This is a genomic window from Mycobacterium sp. IDUB_36, from assembly GCF_055419225.1.
In genome coordinates this window covers 2,236,593-2,253,188 of sequence record NZ_JBVAXH010000001.1, presented here as the reverse complement: position 1 = coordinate 2,253,188, position 16,596 = coordinate 2,236,593, and the positions used below count along the sequence as shown (strand labels likewise).

At 66.1% G+C, this 16,596-nt stretch carries 16 protein-coding genes; 9 read left to right on the top strand and 7 right to left on the bottom strand.

What is annotated here, in order from left to right; translation table 11 throughout:
- Positions 1-18: 18 nt before the first annotated feature.
- From ACZYW1_RS11050 to ACZYW1_RS11040, 3 genes are all read right to left on the bottom strand, one after another.
- Entirely contained in the window at positions 19-555 is a 537-nt protein-coding gene (locus ACZYW1_RS11050; protein ID WP_463785704.1) for an OsmC family protein, read from the bottom strand.
- A 285-nt stretch (positions 556-840) separates the two neighbouring features.
- Complete coding sequence (locus ACZYW1_RS11045) at positions 841-1,449, bottom strand: TetR/AcrR family transcriptional regulator (protein ID WP_463785703.1); 609 nt, start codon at positions 1,447-1,449, stop codon at positions 841-843.
- A 48-nt stretch (positions 1,450-1,497) separates the two neighbouring features.
- Entirely contained in the window at positions 1,498-2,067 is a 570-nt protein-coding gene (locus ACZYW1_RS11040) for a TetR/AcrR family transcriptional regulator (protein ID WP_463785701.1), read from the bottom strand.
- A 71-nt stretch (positions 2,068-2,138) separates the two neighbouring features.
- Here ACZYW1_RS11040 and ACZYW1_RS11035 point away from each other — a divergent pair, with 71 nt between their 5' ends.
- Together ACZYW1_RS11035 and ACZYW1_RS11030 are read left to right on the top strand one after the other, a co-directional pair.
- Positions 2,139-3,071 (top strand): TauD/TfdA dioxygenase family protein, encoded by a 933-nt coding sequence (locus tag ACZYW1_RS11035; protein WP_463785699.1) that lies wholly within the window; start codon positions 2,139-2,141, stop codon positions 3,069-3,071.
- Between the two features lie 124 nt (positions 3,072-3,195).
- Complete coding sequence (locus ACZYW1_RS11030) at positions 3,196-3,957, top strand: SDR family NAD(P)-dependent oxidoreductase (protein ID WP_463785697.1); 762 nt, start codon at positions 3,196-3,198, stop codon at positions 3,955-3,957.
- A 10-nt stretch (positions 3,958-3,967) separates the two neighbouring features.
- On the opposite strand, the gene ACZYW1_RS11025 is transcribed toward ACZYW1_RS11030, so the two are convergent.
- Genes ACZYW1_RS11025 through ACZYW1_RS11015 form a run of 3 tightly spaced genes read right to left on the bottom strand, consistent with a single transcriptional unit; the run spans position 3,968 to position 6,599 of the window.
- The gene (locus ACZYW1_RS11025; protein ID WP_463785695.1) at positions 3,968-4,984 is read right to left on the bottom strand and encodes an NAD(P)/FAD-dependent oxidoreductase; all 1,017 of its coding nucleotides are present in this window, start codon (positions 4,982-4,984) and stop codon (positions 3,968-3,970) included.
- On the bottom strand, positions 4,981-5,490 hold the full coding sequence (locus tag ACZYW1_RS11020) for an isoprenylcysteine carboxyl methyltransferase family protein (RefSeq protein WP_463787795.1): 510 nt from the start codon (positions 5,488-5,490) through the stop codon (positions 4,981-4,983). Before ACZYW1_RS11020 ends, ACZYW1_RS11025 begins: the two co-directional genes overlap by 4 nt.
- Positions 5,491-5,492: 2 nt before the next feature.
- Complete coding sequence (locus ACZYW1_RS11015) at positions 5,493-6,599, bottom strand: type III polyketide synthase (protein WP_463785693.1); 1,107 nt, start codon at positions 6,597-6,599, stop codon at positions 5,493-5,495.
- Positions 6,600-6,870: 271 nt separating this feature from the next.
- Here ACZYW1_RS11015 and ACZYW1_RS11010 point away from each other — a divergent pair, with 271 nt between their 5' ends.
- From ACZYW1_RS11010 to ACZYW1_RS10980, 7 genes are all read left to right on the top strand, one after another.
- On the top strand, positions 6,871-7,431 hold the full coding sequence (locus tag ACZYW1_RS11010; protein WP_463785691.1) for a TetR/AcrR family transcriptional regulator: 561 nt from the start codon (positions 6,871-6,873) through the stop codon (positions 7,429-7,431).
- On the top strand, positions 7,428-8,006 hold the full coding sequence (locus ACZYW1_RS11005) for a TetR/AcrR family transcriptional regulator (RefSeq protein WP_463785690.1): 579 nt from the start codon (positions 7,428-7,430) through the stop codon (positions 8,004-8,006). Before ACZYW1_RS11010 ends, ACZYW1_RS11005 begins: the two co-directional genes overlap by 4 nt.
- Positions 8,007-8,079: 73 nt before the next feature.
- Entirely contained in the window at positions 8,080-9,666 is a 1,587-nt protein-coding gene (locus ACZYW1_RS11000) for an MFS transporter (RefSeq protein WP_463785688.1), read from the top strand.
- Positions 9,667-9,939: 273 nt separating this feature from the next.
- The gene (locus ACZYW1_RS10995; RefSeq protein ID WP_463785686.1) at positions 9,940-11,052 is read left to right on the top strand and encodes a sulfate ABC transporter substrate-binding protein; all 1,113 of its coding nucleotides are present in this window, start codon (positions 9,940-9,942) and stop codon (positions 11,050-11,052) included.
- Between the two features lie 49 nt (positions 11,053-11,101).
- Positions 11,102-12,901: a SulP family inorganic anion transporter gene (locus tag ACZYW1_RS10990; RefSeq protein ID WP_463785684.1), complete on the top strand. Its 1,800-nt coding sequence runs from the start codon at positions 11,102-11,104 to the stop codon at positions 12,899-12,901.
- 37 nt (positions 12,902-12,938) lie between these two features.
- Complete coding sequence (locus ACZYW1_RS10985) at positions 12,939-13,970, top strand: ketopantoate reductase family protein (RefSeq protein WP_463785682.1); 1,032 nt, start codon at positions 12,939-12,941, stop codon at positions 13,968-13,970.
- Positions 13,967-15,214, top strand: a complete 1,248-nt coding sequence (locus ACZYW1_RS10980) for an APC family permease (RefSeq protein WP_463785680.1) — start codon at positions 13,967-13,969, stop codon at positions 15,212-15,214. The genes ACZYW1_RS10985 and ACZYW1_RS10980 overlap by 4 nt, the downstream gene beginning before the upstream one ends.
- Here ACZYW1_RS10980 and ACZYW1_RS10975 read toward each other — a convergent pair.
- Complete coding sequence (locus ACZYW1_RS10975; protein ID WP_463785678.1) at positions 15,211-16,428, bottom strand: GNAT family N-acetyltransferase; 1,218 nt, start codon at positions 16,426-16,428, stop codon at positions 15,211-15,213. The genes ACZYW1_RS10980 and ACZYW1_RS10975 overlap by 4 nt on opposite strands.
- Between the last annotated feature and the right edge of the window lie 168 nt (positions 16,429-16,596).

Genomic DNA, 16,596 nt, shown 5'->3' with positions numbered 1-16,596 from the left:
CTCGGTCCTCGTGTCCGCTTATTCGACGGTCAAGGTGGAGTCGACCGTCGCCGGTCGCCGCAAGGTGTTGACCACGGGGGACCAGTGAATGGCGTTGTCGTGGATTGCCTGCAGAACGTCGGCGTCCGCGTCACCGGCCAACACCACTTGACTGCGAACGGCCGTGAAACCCGGGACCTTGTCGTCGGGAGTGTCACCGACGCCCCAGACCGCGGAGATGTCGATGTCGCCTTCCATGGCTACCTCGATCTTGGTCAGCGTCACACCGCGGTGAGTGGCGTTGGCCAGCAGGCCGACCGCGATGCACGAACCCAGCGCTGCCAGAACGGTTTCCGACGGGTTGGGCGCGGCGTCGTCACCCAGCAGCGCCGGTGGCTCGCCGACCAGCATCGGCGCCAGATCACGAACATAGGTGAGGTTGCGGAAGTTGGACTCGCACACCGTCTTTGCTTTGAGGGTCTTTTTCCCGGTGGCGGGGTCGGCTTTGGCGTTACACGAAAGCCGATCGAGCCCGGCGGCGTCGATCGTGATGGCTTGGCCAGAGAAGGTGGTCATGGGTGCCGGCTCCTTGAAGTTCGTCGATGATGCTCACACGCTGACATAGACAGACCAATCTGTCTATGTGCCGTTGGCCCATCCGAGCGGGCAGCGATCAGACGATGCGCGCGCGCCAGCAGCCCACTCGACCTCACTGTGGTGGACCCAAAGATAGGCTCAGCCAGCGCTTTTACCCGGTCCAGGCGGGTAGGTCGCCGTCAACCAGTTCGCGCCGTGCGACCCGGGCCGGGCGGCCGCGGTAGCGGACGGTGATGGAATCGTGGTGATTCGAACGCCGCGGCCTCAGGGCCGAGCAGTGCGTGCCTGGGTGATGGCGTCTTCGGCAAGGCCGCGCCCGAACCGGATCGGCTCGACGGACTGCTCGACCTTGGAGGCAACCAGGGCGCCGTCGTACAGCAACTGGATCTGGCGGGCCAGTGGTGCGGTCCGACGGATGCCGGCGGCCTTGAGTAAACCGCCGAGGGTGGATCGGACCCATTGCCGGTGTTCGTCGATGGGTTCGAAACGGACGCCGGCGAATTCGGATGCCGCGCTGGTGTAAAGGCAGCCGGGGAAGTCGTGTCTCAAGCCTTTGCTGTGTGCCAGGTCGAAGAACGTCAGTGCTTGCGCAACGGGATCGTCGACGCCGTCGACCGCCTGCGTGAATCGCTGACGGTCGGCGAGGTCGAGTTCGGTCAGGTACGCGATGACCAGTGCATCCTTGGAGCCATAAGCGCTGTACAGACTGGCTTTGGCGCAATCGGCTTCCCGCAGGATCCGGTCGATGCCGATGGCGCGTATCCCGTATTTGCCGAAAAGGTCCGTTGCCGCCGCGAGCAGGCGATCGGCCGGACGCGGCGATCTGGCGCGGTCGACGACGTCAGTGCCCGCCTTGTCATCCGCGGTCTGCATGAACGCTAAATTTAGCAGAACAGACAGAGGGGTCTGTCCAAGCCGGTGCTATTCGGCGGCGACGATCTTGGCGATCTGCTCGCCGACCGCTGCGCGTATCTCGGAGTCGTCGAGATCCTGCAAGCCGAACGCGACCCGTAGCGTCGGTCCCAGCAGGCCCCACCCGACCTGCAGTGCCATACCGTGCGCGGCCAGCAGTCGCGCCGTCCTGTCGTCGCTGTGCCCGGCTTGCACCTGCTTGAGGAACGCCTCCATGCCCGGGAAGCGCTGCTGGAGCTCCTCCACGGGAAAGCCGTCGAGGGTGGAGCGGACCATCACCCGCGCCTGGAATTCGTAGGCGGCCTCCAGCTGTGCCGGCGAGGCCCCGGATACGCGCAGGGCCGCGGCGGAGTCGGCGAGATGCTGCAACGTCGCACCCAGAAGCTGTCGTTTGCTCCCGAAGTGGCGATGCAGCAGGCCGTGGTTGACGCCGGCCCGAGCCGCAACTTCACGTATCGACGTCGCGGCCGGGCCCTTCTCGGCGAACAACGTGCTGGCCGCTTCCAGGACCGCCGCGCTGACCTCGTCTTTGCCCATTGGCTTCGCCGTGGTCGAAACCGTTGCTTCCGCTGTAGCCATCTGTGTACGTTAACCGATATCGGTCCGTGTAGACAGCCGCCTACACCCACAAACTCGAAGAGGGAGATGCAATGAGTAATGACCTACGCGTGGTGCAGCTGGGCGAGAACATCGGGGCACGCATCGACGGGGTGCGCCTGGGCGCTGTCGACGCCGAGACCGCCGCGGCGATCAATCAGGCGCTGGTCGCTCACAAGGTGATCTTCTTCCGCGGCCAGACGCACCTCGATGACGATTCGCACTACGAATTCGCCGAAAGTCTCGGCGTACCCACCACCCCGCACCCGACGTTGAAGTTCGAGGGCAGCCGCGTCATGCGCCTGGAGGCCATCGGCGGCGGCGGCGCCAACCAGTGGCACACCGATGTCACGTTCGTCGACCGTCCGCCGAAAGCATCGATTCTGCGTGCCGTCGAGCTGCCGCCCTACGGCGGCACGACCACCTGGGCCTCCACTGTTGCCGCCTACCAACAGCTTGCGCAGCCGCTCAAGGACCTCGCGGAAAACCTGTGGGCTGTGCACGACAACGCCTTCGACTACGCCCAGATCGATCCGGCCAAGCTGGCGGCGGCGGAAGCCGACCCCGAGGCCATTCTCAAGTACGCGTCCCAATTCCACTCGACCCACTACGAGACGCAGCACCCGGTGGTCCGGGTGCATCCGGAATCTGGCGAGAAATCCTTGCTGTTGGGCTCATTCGCCAAGGCTTTCGTCGGGCTCAACGGTGCCGAGTTCCAGTCCCTGTACCGAATCTTCCAGGATCGGATCACCTGGCTGGAGAACACTATTCGGTGGAACTGGGAGCTCGGCGACGTGGCAATCTGGGACAACCGGTCGACCCAGCACTACGCGGTGTCCGATTTCGGCAACCAGCGTCGCGAGGTGCGCAGGATCACCCTTGCCGGCGACATTCCGGTGAGCGTGCACGGAGAGCACAGCCGCGTGGTGGCCGGCGACGCCAGTGACTACTCGATTGTCGACACTCCCAAACGGCTTGTCGCATAACCGCAGACGTCTGCGCCGCCGAGAGTGCAACTAGCGAGCCGTTTCCCGAGAAGGGCCCTCGCTGGTTGCACTTTCGCGAGTCGAGTCGCTCCGATCACTCTTTCAGCGATGAGAGGATGGCGCGATGGGACTGCTCGACCAGAAATCCGCGGTCGTCACCGGCGCCAACTCCGGCATCGGGCTGGCCACCGCGGGCCGATTCATTGCCGAGGGCGCCGAACGGGTCTTCATCACCGGCCGCCGCGAGCCCGAACTGAGAGCTGCTGCAGACCAATTGGGTTCGCGGGCGGTCCCGGTAGCCGGTGACGTCGGAGTGCCTCACGACCTCGACCGGCTCTACGCCGAAGTCGCTGCGGCCGGCAAGGGGCTGGATATCGTGGTGGCCAATGCCGGGACGACGAGAGTCGCGCGACTGGGTGCGATCAGCGACGACGACCTCGACGCCTTGCTGACGACCAACGTCAAAGGCGTGGTCTACACCGTGCAGAAGGCGCTGCCGTTGCTCAACGACGGCGCATCGATCATCCTGGTCGGTTCGACCACCGCCGACCGCGGGCGCCCGGGGCTGAGCATCTATGCCGCGTCCAAGGCCGCCGTACGATCACTGGCGCGCACCTGGGCCAATGAGCTTGCCGACCAGGGCATCCGGGTCAATGTCCTCGTCGCCGGGTCGACCGCCACCCCGGGCAGCGACAACCTGGCCGCGCAGACCAACCCGACCCTCACGGTCGAGGAATTCCGCGCCGGTCGCATCTCGACCATCCCGCTGGGCCGGTTCGCGGAGCCCGTCGAGATCGCCAACGCGGCGGTGTTCCTGGCCAGCAACCTGTCCAGCTTCACCACCGGTTCGACTGTCGACGCCGACGGTGGCTTCAACCAGGTGTGACCGAAAAGTGTTACCGGGCAAGCAAATTGACGACCCCGGTGAATACCGTCGGTAATGCCACGGCAGCCGGCACGATACGGGACCGCGCCGGACCATAGGCGCTGGCGTGCAACAGAGCGGCCGTCAGCATCCGATAGCGTCGGGTTAGATGACGCCAACGCCGGTCGTAGTCGCCCGGTCGCCCCGCCAGTACGCATTCCACCAGGGCCTCGGCCGCGCCGAAGGCCAACCCGAGTCCCTCGCCGGTGAGCGCGTCGACGTAACCGGCGGCATCGCCGACAAGCAACACTCGGCCGGCTGTGCGGCTCGAGACCTTCTGCCGCAGCGGACCGGCCGCCCGGTCCGGTTCGTGTGGCCGACCATCGATCCGGTCACGAAGTTCGGGGAATTCGTCGAGATGACAATCGAATCCGCCCCGGCGTGAGCTCAGCAGCGCTACGCCGACGCAGTCGTCGGCGACGGGTGTCACGTAGGCCTCGGCGCCCGCGGCCCAGTGCACCTCGACGTGATCGGTCCACGGCGCGGTCTGCACGTGGCGGCGGATGCCCCAGCGGCGTGGGCCGGGGCTGGTCTGCTCCAGACCCAGCGATTTGCGGATGGGGGAGTGCAGTCCGTCGGCTGCGGCGAGATAGCGCGCGTGCCAACGGCCGGCGCGAATCCCACTGGCATCCTGGCTGATGTCGCGTACCTCGTCGTGCGCGATCTCGACACCGGCCTCGACCGCCGCGTCGATCAGAGCGGCGTGCAGCACCGTCCGGCGTACCCCGCGGCCGGTACCGCCCTTGAATCGCGCGTCGACATGGTGGTCGCGGTCCAGGTAGCTGATACCGCGGATCGGCTTGCCGAGCGGATGCACGTCGAGGCGCTCCAGATGACGCAGGGTGTGCGGCATCAAACCCTCACCGCACGCCTTGTCGATCGGTCCGCGGCGTCGTTCGGCGACCACCACGTCCAATCCTGCTCGCGCACCGTGGATCGCGGTGGCCAGTCCGGCCGGCCCGCCGCCGACCACCAGGAGGTCGATCACGCCAGGCTCGCCAGCGCGGCGTTCTCGACCCTGACCCTCGTACTGAGTAGCCAACCGTTGAGCGTCGAGAAGACCAGTGCGGTAATCCATCCGGTGTGGACGAGCGGCAGAGCCACGCCCTCGGCGATGACAGCGACGTAGTTCGGATGGGGTATCAGCCGGTATGGCCCGCCGGTGATGCGCGCGGCACCCGGGATCACGATGACGCGGGTGTTCCACTGGTAGTCCAAGGTGGTGATGCACCACCAGCGCAACGCCTGCGCCGCCAGGACCACCGCCAACATCGGCCAGCCCAGAGCCGGGATGAAGTTGCGGTGCAACACAACCGGCTCGACGAGACAGCCGACCAGCAGGCTGAAATGCAGCGCCACCATCGCCGGGTAGTGCCCGGCGCCGAACTCGACGCCGCCGTGCGATCGACTGACGACGCGATTCCGTTCGGCCACCCGGACTTCGAACAGCCGCTCGATCGCGACTGCGCCGACCAGTAACGCATACCAGATCATCGTCACCGCCAGCGCAGCATGACGAGCTCGGAGCAGAACCCGGGGCCCATCGCCAGCATGATGCCGGGGCTGCCGGCAGGCGGCTGCTTGGCGATCGTGTCGCGGAAGACGTGCAGCACAGACGACGAGGAGAGGTTGCCGACCTCGGCCAGCGATCGCCAGGTCAATTCCAGTGCGTCGTTGGGCAATCCGAGCGACGAGACGATCGCCTCGATGACCTTGGGGCCGCCCGGATGACTCACCCAGGCACCGACGTCGGTGGTGGTGACGCCGTAGGCGCCGAGCAGGCCCGCGACGTCGTCGGCCAGATACTGCTCGACGACTGAGGCGACGTCCGGCGACAGGATCAGCCCGAACCCGCTGGAGCCGATCTTCCAGCCCATGGTGTCGCGGGAGTCCGGGTAGAGGTGACTGCGTGAACCGAGGACCTCCGGACCGCGAGCGCCGATCTGCTCGGCCCGCCGCTCACCGACGGCGACGACGGCCGCAGCGCCGTCGCCGAACAACGACGTACCGACCAGCGACGCCAACGACGGGGTGGTCGCCGGGAAGGTGAGCGAACACAGCTCCACCGACAGCAGCACCGCGACGTCGTCGGGCGCGCCGCGCAGGTAGTCGTTGAGTCGGCCGACGCCCGCGGCGCCGGCAACGCAGCCGAGGCCGAACATCGGAACCCGTCGTACATCGGGACGAAGGCCCAGCCGGGTGGCGATGCGCGCCTCCAGCGACGGCACCGCGAGGCCGGTGACGGTCGTCGACATCACCACGTCGACGTCCTCGGGCCGCAGGCCGGCCTCGTCGAGCGCGGCGGACATGGCCGCGCACCCCAGTTGCACGGCATTGTCGATCCAGATGTCGTTCGCGCGCCCGAAGTCGGTCAGGCCGGGGTACTGCTCGAGCGGCAGAACCAGGTAGCGGCTGTCGACCTTCGAACTCGCGTGAAACTTGCGCAGCAAGTCGCCGTGATCCTTGAATGCCGGCAGCCCGGAGAGCATCTCGGTGATCTCGCTCTGCTCGTAGCGATGCTCGGGCAGTGCGCCCTGGACGCCGGCTATCACGCTGCCGGCCCGGTGGTCCCGAAATTGTCTGCCGCTCAGATCTGCGCTCACTGCTCTGCCCCTTGGTTAGACGACTGGCGTGCCGGCAACGCTGCCGCGGGTGAAACTTGGCCGTTCAGATGCATCAACATCTCCGACATCCGCGGTGATTCCGGGCAACGAGGGGGATGCTCGCCCATCATTTTATGAGTAGATAGTGCGATCATGGGGCCGCCCGTTCCCTAAAAATCAACAGCCGATGACTTTTGTCAACGATTGGTGACTTGAACATACGCGTGGCCGCACACCTAGTCAACGGCTGATGACATAGAGTCGGGGAGCAATGACCAGCCGACCGCGCAATGCCGCGCAGACCAGGGCCGACATCCTGGACTGCGCGCGTCGCAGGTTCGCCACCGACGGATACGACCGGACGACGCTGCGAGCGGTCGCGGCGGATGTCGGCGTGGACGCCGCGCTGATCACCCGGTATTTCGGCAGCAAGCAGGACCTGTTTGCGACCGCGACCGACTTCGCGATCGAACTTCCCGATCTGACCGCCGCCGAGCCCGACGACATCGCCGACATGTTGCTGCCGCGGTACTTCGCCGTCTGGGAAGAGGACCACTCGTTTCTGGCTCTGCTGCAGGCGGCCATGACCAGCCGGGTCGCCGCGGACAAGCTCAACGCGACCCTCGCCCGCCACGTGGCGCCGGTGCTGAAAGCCGCCACCCCCGACCATGATCAGCAGCGGATCGCGCTGACCGACGCTTTCGTCATCGGGCTGGCCGCGACCCGGTCCGTGCTGGGCAACGTGCCGGCTGCCGACCTCAGCCGAGAGGAACTGCGGCAGTGGGCCGCTCCGGTGTTCCGGCGTCTACTGGTGGGGCCGGCGCCGGCATGACGGTCGCCAGGCCCCGCAATGCCGCGCAGACGCGCGAGGACATCCTGTCCGCCGCGCGCCGGCGGTTCGGTTCCGCGGGCTACGAGCGGACCACCCTGCGGGCGGTGGCCGCCGACGTCGGTGTGGACGCGGCACTGGTCATCCGGTATTTCGGCAACAAGCAGGACCTGTTCGCAGCCGCCGCGGATTTCGAGATCGACCTACCGGATCTGACGGACGTCGACCCTGAGGACGTCGCGCACATCTTGTTGCCGCGATTCTTCGCGGTGTGGGAAGAGGACCAGACGTTCCTGGCGTTGCTGCGCGCCGCAATGACCAGTCCGCTCGCCGCCGAGACTCTGCGGCGGGTGTTCGCCGAGCAGGTGGCACCCAAACTGATCACCGCCACCCCGGACAATCCCGTGCAGCGGATCGCGCTGATGGGCGCCTTTGTGATCGGTCTGGCGATCACGCGGTACGTGCTGGTGAATCCGCCGATCGCCGAACTCAGCCGTGAGGACCTCAGCCGCTGGGCCGCACCGATCATCGAGCAACTCCTGGTAGGTCCGGCGCCGCCCGATCAGATGGCCCGCTGAGAAACGAGACTGTTAGTCTCTGTTCAAGACGTCTCGTCTCACACGCACCGAATCCGCTGGAGGGAGGTGCCGCGTGGCTGACACGCTGACCGAGTCGCGCCACGACGATGACTTCGCGCTGGCAGGACTGTCCTCCCGGGCCCGAATCTGGCTACTCACCGTCGCCTGCTTCGGCGTGCTGCTGGTGATTGCCTCGATGGTGGCGCTGAACACCGCGTTGCCCGATATCGCGGTCGCCACCTCGGCTACTCAGACCCAACTCACCTGGGTCGTCGACAGCTACACCCTGACCCTGGCCTGCCTGCTGTTGCCGGCCGGCGCACTGGGAGACCGCTACGGCCGCCGGGGTGCGATGTTGGTCGGCCTGGCCGTCTTCAGCGCGGCATCGCTGGTGCCGGCCATCCTGTCCGACCCGATGGTCGTCATCGTCTCGCGTGGGGCCGCGGGTGCGGGCGCGGCGTTGATCATGCCCGCCACGCTGTCGTTGATCACGGCTGCTCATCCAAAGAGTCAGCGCAACAAGGCAGTTGGTATCTGGGCCGGCGTGGCCGGCTCGGGCGCGATCATCGGGATGCTCGGATCCGGCGGCCTGTTGAACTTTTGGTCGTGGCACTCGATCTTCTGGGCGTTCGCCGGTGCGGCGCTGACGATCTTCCTGCTGACGCTGACCATTGCGACGTCGCGCGATCCCGAGGCGCATCCGTTGGACTGGCGCGGGGCAGTGGTCATCGGCGGCGCTGTGGCGACACTCGTCTTCGGCATTCTGGAGGCACCGGCGCTCGGCTGGACGCATCCGTTGGTGGTGGCGGGTATCGGTGCCGGACTGATACTGAGTGTGGCGTTCGGCTTCGTCGAAGTGCGACAATGTCATCCGCTGCTGGATGTGCGACTGTTCGCTGTTCCCGCATTCGCCACCGGCGCGGCGACCATCACGGTCTTCTTCCTGTCGATGTTCGGCTACATGTTCCTGCTCATGCAGTACATGCAGCTCATCCTCGGTTACAGCCCGAACAAGACGGCGCTTGCACTGAGCCCCATCATGGGCCCGATGCTGCTGTTGTCGGTGCTGTCGTTCTGGTTTCTGCCTCGGCTCGGTCTGCGAATCGTGGTGTTCAGCGGATTGCTGCTGATCGCAATCGGGTCGCTCTTCATGCTCGGCATCACCTCGGGTTCGCCTTACTGGCGGGCGGCGTGGCCGATGCTGGTCATGAGCACGGGTATCGGATTGTGCACCGCCCCAACGACGTCGGCGATCATGACGACCGCGCCCGACGACAAGCAGGGCGTGGCATCGGCGGTGAACGACGCCAGCCGGGAGATCGGTGCTGCGTTGGGAATCGCGCTGGCCGGATCGATGTTGGCCGCGCAATACGCGAAGACGCTGGCTCCCAACTTGATTGGCTTTCCACAATCGGTGGGCGAGGCCGCGTCCACATCGCTGGGCCAGGCGCTGGAGGTGTCGCGCCGCCTCGGGCCCGCGGGGGCGCGCCTGGCCGAGGTCAGCAAGGTGGCCTTCATCGACGCCATGCATGCGTCGCTGTTGGTGCTGGGCCTGCTGGTCGCTGTCAGCGCGGTGCTGATCGGCCTGTGGGCGCCGGGCCGCGACGACCAACAGTTGCGTCCGGTGCGACGGCTGCTGGCTCGTCGCCAATCGAGGTAGCTCGCCGCGGCCGCGTGCTCACGTTTGCAGACAGTGGGTGGCGGTAGGCCGCAGATGTCGCGATCGCAGCAGTGCGTCATTCCGTCGCGAGGCAGTTGATCAGCGAAAACGCCAAGTGTTCAGGCCTATTGCGATCAGGCTGATTTACACAGCTGTCTTTCAGGGACGCCGTCGCTAGGCTCCAAATCCCATAGCTGGCGAGAACGGCCAGCGCCCAGAGCCGCCCACGGCGCGCGACGGCGAACCCCACAAATCCGACACCAGGAGGCGGCCATGACTGAGCCTGCGCCCCCGGCAAAGCGCCGCGGCAGACTGCCGTTTTCCGTATCGCGGCTCAACGTCCTCGGGGTCGTCGCGATCCTTGTCGCGGCCGGCTTGCTCGGCTTCCACAATCTGCACCGCGACAACGCGCCGAACCAGATCCTCAACGTGTCCTACGACCCGACCCGAGAGCTGTACGCCGCGATCGACAAGACCTTCGTCGACGAATTCCGCAAGAAGACCGGCGTCACCGTACAAATCAAGCAGTCGCACGGTGGTTCCGGCCGGCAGGCGTCCGAGGTCATCAAGGGCCACGAGAAGGCCGACGTCGTGTCGCTGGCACTGCCGAGCGATGTCGATGCGCTACGCAAGCGCGGGTTGATCGCCAACAACTGGCAGAACCGGCTGCCGAACCATTCGGTGCCCTACACGTCGACGATCGTGTTCGTCGTCCAGAAAGACAATCCGCTGGGCATCCACGATTGGCCGGATCTGATCAAGGACGGCGTAGAGGTGGTCAATCCCAATCCCCGCACCTCGGGCAACGGAAAGCTCAGCGTTCTCGCGGCGTGGGGGTCGGTGACCACGCGCGGCGGCACCGAGCAAGAGGCCACGGACTACGTCCGGTCGTTTCTGAGCCACGTCAAGGTCGCCGACGGCGGTGCGCGTGGGGCCGCAATCACCTTTGCGACCGAGAAAATCGGCGACGTCCACGTCACCTGGGAGAACGAGGCCCTGCGGGAGGTGGCGGAAAACAAGGATCAGTTCCAGATCGTCTATCCGCCGGTCAGTATTCTCGCCGAACCCGCTGTCACCTGGGTCGATGCGAACCTCAAGGACAAGAAGCTGGCGTCCTATGCCAAGTCGTATCTCGAGTACCTCTACACCCCTGAAGCGCAGGAGACCGTCGCGCAGTTCGGCTACCGCCCGCTGAAGCCAGAGGTCCTGGCCAGGCACGCGGATCGGCTGCCACCGATCAACCTGTTCCCCATCACCGCGGTCGCCAAGAGTTGGTACGACGCGCAGGAGAAGTTCTTCGGCACCAACGGCATCTACGACGTGGTCTCCGCTGCGCCGGCCCGGGTCGCGTCGGCACACCCACGGCGGAAGACGAAGACGCCATGAGCCGCGCCGACGACGATGCGGAGCGATTAGACGAAGAGGAGCGGCGCCCATGAGCATCATCACGGACAGTGTGAAGAAGCTGAACTACGACGGCACGAAGGCCCGCCGCGACCTGATCGCCGGGCTCACCGTTGCGGCGGTGTCGCTACCTCAGGGCATCACCTACGCGCTGGTCGCCGGGGTCGACCCGAAGTTCGGGGTGTACTCGTCGATCGTGGTGACCTTCGTGGCGTCGGTGTTCCAATCGTCGTCGCATCTGGTGAACGGCCCGACCAGCGCGATCTCGCTGCTGGTGTTCAGTTCCCTGGCGTTCATCGACCAGGAAAACCGCACGGTCCTGTTCGAGGCGTTGTTCCTGCTCGGCGTTCTGGTCGGCACCTTCCAGATTTTGATCGCGGTATTCAAGCTCGGTGATCTGACCCGATACATCTCCGAATCGGTGATCCTCGGCTTCATCCTGTCCGCGGCCGTGCTGATCGCGCTGGGCCAACTCGGCAATGCGCTGGGAGTCAAAGACCAGGGCAACGGCCGGCAGTCGGTGCTGAAGCGTACCTACCTCACCCTGTTCCACGGCGAGCATTTCAACTACCGCGCGTTGGTCATCGCCGTCGCGACCATCGTCCTCGCGGTCGTGTTGCGGCGGCTGGTGAAGCGGTTCGGCCTGCCCCAGATCGACCTGCTGGCAACCCTGATCGGCGCGGCCGCCATTGCCTACCTGGCCGGATGGGCGACCGAGGATCACACCGGCAAGACCGCGATCACTCTGACGGCGAAGATTCCTCAGAGCCTGCCGCATCCGCACATCCCGTCGGTTCAACTCAACGAGGTAACCCAGTTGGCACCGGGCGCGCTGGCCATCGCCTTCATCGGCCTGCTCGAGGCGCTGTCGATCGCCAAGGCCATTGCTTACGAGAGCGGGCAGAAGATCGACTACAACCGGCAGATCATGGCCGAAGGCCTGGGAAACCTCACCGGAGGATTCTTCCAAGCCGTCCCGGGTTCGGGATCGGTGACGCGTTCACCGATCAACTACCAGGCCGGCGCGGTGACCAGGTTCTCCGGTGTGATCGCCTCGATCGGCGTCGCGATCATCGTGCTGCTGTTCGCGCCGCTCCTGCACTACATGCCCCGGGCCGCGCTGGCCGGGCTGCTGCTGATCACCGCAGTAAGGCTGATCGACGTCAAGCGACTCAGCTACGCGATCAAGGCGTCACGCTACGACGCGGGCCTGGTGCTGATCACCGCACTCACCGGCGTGCTGGTGGACCTGGACACCGCCGTCCTGCTCGGTGTGGCGCTGTCGATCCTGCTGTTCGTGCCGAGGGCGGCCAAGCTCAAGGCGCGGGAGTTGGTCGTGGCGCCAGAGCGGGTGGTTCGTGAGCGGGTGGCGTCCGATCCGTCCGATCCGTCGACGCTGATCTACGACTTCGAAGGTGAGCTGTTCTTCGGTGCTGCACCCGAACTCGAGAAGTACCTCGACGAGCTCGGCGCGCGGATCAAAGCCGACAAGATCCAGTATCTGGTGTTGCGGCTCAAGCGAGTGCGCCACCCGGATGCCGTCGTGATCCAGCGGATCGAGAAGTTCGTCCGTGATGAAACCGACCGCGGCGTGGTGGTGTTGCTGGCCGGCGTGCAGGCCGACTTGTGGACGCTGTTGACGAACATCGGCTTCGACAAGTGGTTCCCCTCCGATCGCGTCTTCCCCGAAGAGGAAGTGGAATTCTCCGCGACTCTGAAGGCAGTCCGGTACGCCCACGCCCTGCGCGGTTTCGACGAGGCGGGCGACAAGGTCCCGGACGAGGCTGTCGCGGTCAACGGGGACGCCAAGCACTACTACTACCTGGTTTGATTTTCAGCGGGCGCCAGCGCAGAAGTAAGCTCGCCCAATGAGTTCCGACCGCCGATACATCGTCATCGGCGCGGGCGCGATCGGCGGTACCGTCGGTGGAGTGCTGACTCGGGCCGGGGTTCCGACGGTGCTGGTCGCCCGCGGCCGGCATGCGGAGACCTTGGCGGCCAGCGGGTTGATTCTGCGCACGCCGGACGGGACCTTCCACACGGCCGTCACCGCGGTGTCAGAGGCCGGGCAGTTGCGGCTGACGCCCGACGACGTACTGGTGTTCGCCACCAAGACCCAGCAACTCGACGCGGCGCTGCAGCAATGGGTCGATCAGCCGGTGCACGGCCCGGACGGCGTCCTGGGTACCGCGGGGGAGCTGTTGCCGGTGCTGACTGCGCTCAATGGTGTTGTCGCAGAAGAGAAGGCGCTGCGCTACTTCAGTAGGGTCTTCGGCATTTGCGTCTGGCTGCCCGCCGTCCACCTGGAAGCCGGTGAGGTGATCGTCCGTTCGTGGACGGTGGTCGGGCAGTTTCACGTCGGACGATGGCCGGCCGCGTTGCGCGATCCGGCCGACGACACGCTGCTGCGCGAGTTGGACACCGCATGGACCGCGGCGGGAATACGGATCCACGTCGTCGACGATGTCGCGCCGTGGAAATACAACAAGCTGCTGAGCAATCTCGGCAACGCCGTGGGTGCCCTGACCGCGAACGACAACGCCGGTTCCTTGGTGACGTCGCTGCGGGAGGAAGCTCGCCATGTATTGGCTCACGCGGGAATCGCTTTCGTGCCGTTCGAGGTGTCGACCGCGGCGCGGGCCAACGGGCCGACACCCCGGTCTGTTCCGGGCGTCGACAGCGCGGCGAGTAACTCCACCTGGCAGTCGTTGAGTCGCAACACCGGTGACGTCGAGACCGACTTCCTCAACGGTGAGATCGTCCGCATCGCGCACCAGCACGGCATCGAGGCACCGCTCAACGCTGCGTTGGCGCGGCTGGCGCGCGAGGCAGTGCTCGATGAGGTTGGGCCGGGCCACTATTCGGCTCAGAAGCTGGCCCAATTGGCAGGGCTGGCATGACCGACGGGCCTGACCCACGGGCCCGATCAGAGCTGCAACGCCGGCTCGGCACGGGCGACGCGATTGTCGTGGGCCTGGGTTCGATGATCGGCGCCGGAATCTTCGCCGTTCTCGCGCCCGCCGCGGCCGCTGCCGGCAGCGGCCTGCTGATCGCTATCGCGGCTGCGGCGATTCTGGCCTACTTCAACGCGACATCCACGGCTCGCTGCGCGGCCCGCTACCCGGAATCCGGCGGTGCGTACGTCTACGGACGCCGGCAGCTCGGTGAATTCTGGGGCTATCTCGCCGGTTGGGGCTTCGTTGTCGGCAAGACGGCGTCATGTGCGGCGATGGCACTGGTCGTCGGGCTCTACGCCTGGCCGGCGTACGCTCACGCGGTCGCAGTGGGTGCGGTGCTCGTGCTGACCGCGATCAACTACACCGGCATTCGCACATCACTGTTCGTGACGCGGGTCGTCGTCGCCGTGGTGTTGGCAACGCTCGCCGGCGTCGCGGTCGTCTCGCTGATAGCTCCCCAGTCCGACTGGGGCCGGATCACCCTGGGCGTCAACCCAACTGCGCACGGAGTGTTGCAGGCAACGGGTCTGGTGTTTTTCGCGTTTGCCGGCTACGCGCGTATCGCGACGTTGGGCGAAGAGGTGCGTGACCCGGCGCGCACCATACCCCGCGCGATTCCGATGGCTTTGGGTATCACGCTGATCGTCTACGTGGTCGTCGCGATCGCAGTGCTCGCGGTGTTGGGCAGCTCGAGGCTGGCTCAGTCCGCCGCACCGATAGCCGACGCGGTGCGCGTCGCCGGCATGGCCGGGTGGGAGCCGGTCGTGCGCTCGGTCGGAGTGCTGGCCGCCCTGGGATCGTTGCTGTCGCTGATCCTCGGCGTATCGCGGACGACGTTTGCCATGTCACGAGATCATTATCTGCCGCAACAGCTTTCGGCTGTGCACCCCACTTTCAAGACCCCGTATCGGGCAGAGGTCGTCATCGGTGTCGTCGTCGCGGTGCTGGCCGGCACCACCGACGTCCGCGGTGCCATCGGTTTCTCGTCGTTCACGATCCTGGCCTACTACGCGATCGCGAACGCTTCGGCGTGGACTCTCGGCACCAGAATCATTCCGGCACTCGGATTCGCCGGATGCGTCGTGGTCGCCTTCGCTCTGCCGTTCTCGTCGGTGGCGGCAGGCGTGGTCGCACTGTTCGCCGGGGTCGCTGTCTTTTGGCTGAGCGGTCGTCGATCAGGTCGTTAGAAGATGAAGCCCGCGAAGGGCGATTCCGGCACCGCGAACAATCGGTCGGCCAGCGCGATGTCGGCCGGGTCGTCCGCGCGAGCCAATCCGGCCAATGTCAGGTTCCGCCAGGCGGTTCCGCCGAGCAGGACGGCGGCAAGCCCGTCGATGCCGACATGGATCTGCGGTGAGCGATCCGACCGTTTCGCTCCGTCACCGCTGACAGTCACGGTGACCGAGTTCGCGGGCAACAGCGGATCTTCGACGGCGATCGTCACAGCCTCGTCGTCGTTGTAACGCCTTGTGGCCAGGGCCTTCTCGACATCGACGACACGGAGCCAGGTTTCGTCCTGGGCTGCGGTCAACCGCACGGCCCGGCGGTCGAGCAGCAGTGCCGGCAGCGGGTCGTCGACCGGAACGATCCAGAACACCACGCGATCAATCAAATCGAGCCCGAGCAGGAAGCGGAGCAGGCCGAGGTAACTGTCGGTGGTCGGAGCGAAGAAGTCCTCCACGACGATGGTGCGCTGATTGCTGACGAACCACGTGTCGGTGTCCACCGGGCGGTAGCGCACGAACCCGGTCTCCGCCCCGGCAGCTCCACTGACTGCGACATACCAAGCGCCTGAACCAGATTCGGTACGAAGCCGCACACCTTGCCACCACTGGTCGGGCCGGTCGATGGTGCCCGGCCGCGACGGCCGGTTGTCGGCGTAAATGCGGGGCAGCACGTCCCACACCTCCGCGCGATCCAGCAGCCGCACCGGACCTCCCGGCGGGACGCCCGGACGAAATGCTGCCCGCGCCGTCTGCACCTCCACCGTGTGCGCAGAGCTCGCGACCCCGTAGCCGTACCGCCCGTAGATGGTGGCTTCGGAAGCGCGCAGCGTCGCGACCGATTCGCCGCGGGCGGCGATGTCGTGCAACTGGTGACGAACCAGATCAGTGGCGACGCCTCGGCGAGTGAAGGACGGCAGCACGCCGATGTGGGTGACCGCGGCGTGGCCGACAGTGGCACCACCCGGAAGGGTGAGCCGGCTGGTCACGGCGTCCGCGGTGCCGACGAGCTGGTCGTCGACGAACGCTCCGATCGTGCGCCCCGGTTCGAGCAGGCGACCGATCTGCCCGGGCGCGAGGTTGTCCAGCGGCGGGAACCCGATCATGGCGGCGCGGAACACGTTGGCCGCGGCGATCAGATCTTTTTCGCTGTCGAGGACGCGGATCTCGGTGGTCACCCCGTCATCATGTCGTGCGCCAGTTCGTCCGGTCAGTTGCCCTGGCCCCGTCCGGAATGCCCGGCTTGTGATCCCGATGATTCCAACGGCATTGCGCCTACCTGCTGCTGGCATGCGCCGACGCGAATCCGCACGTCAGCGGGCAGCGGTTGACGTCATTAGTTTGAG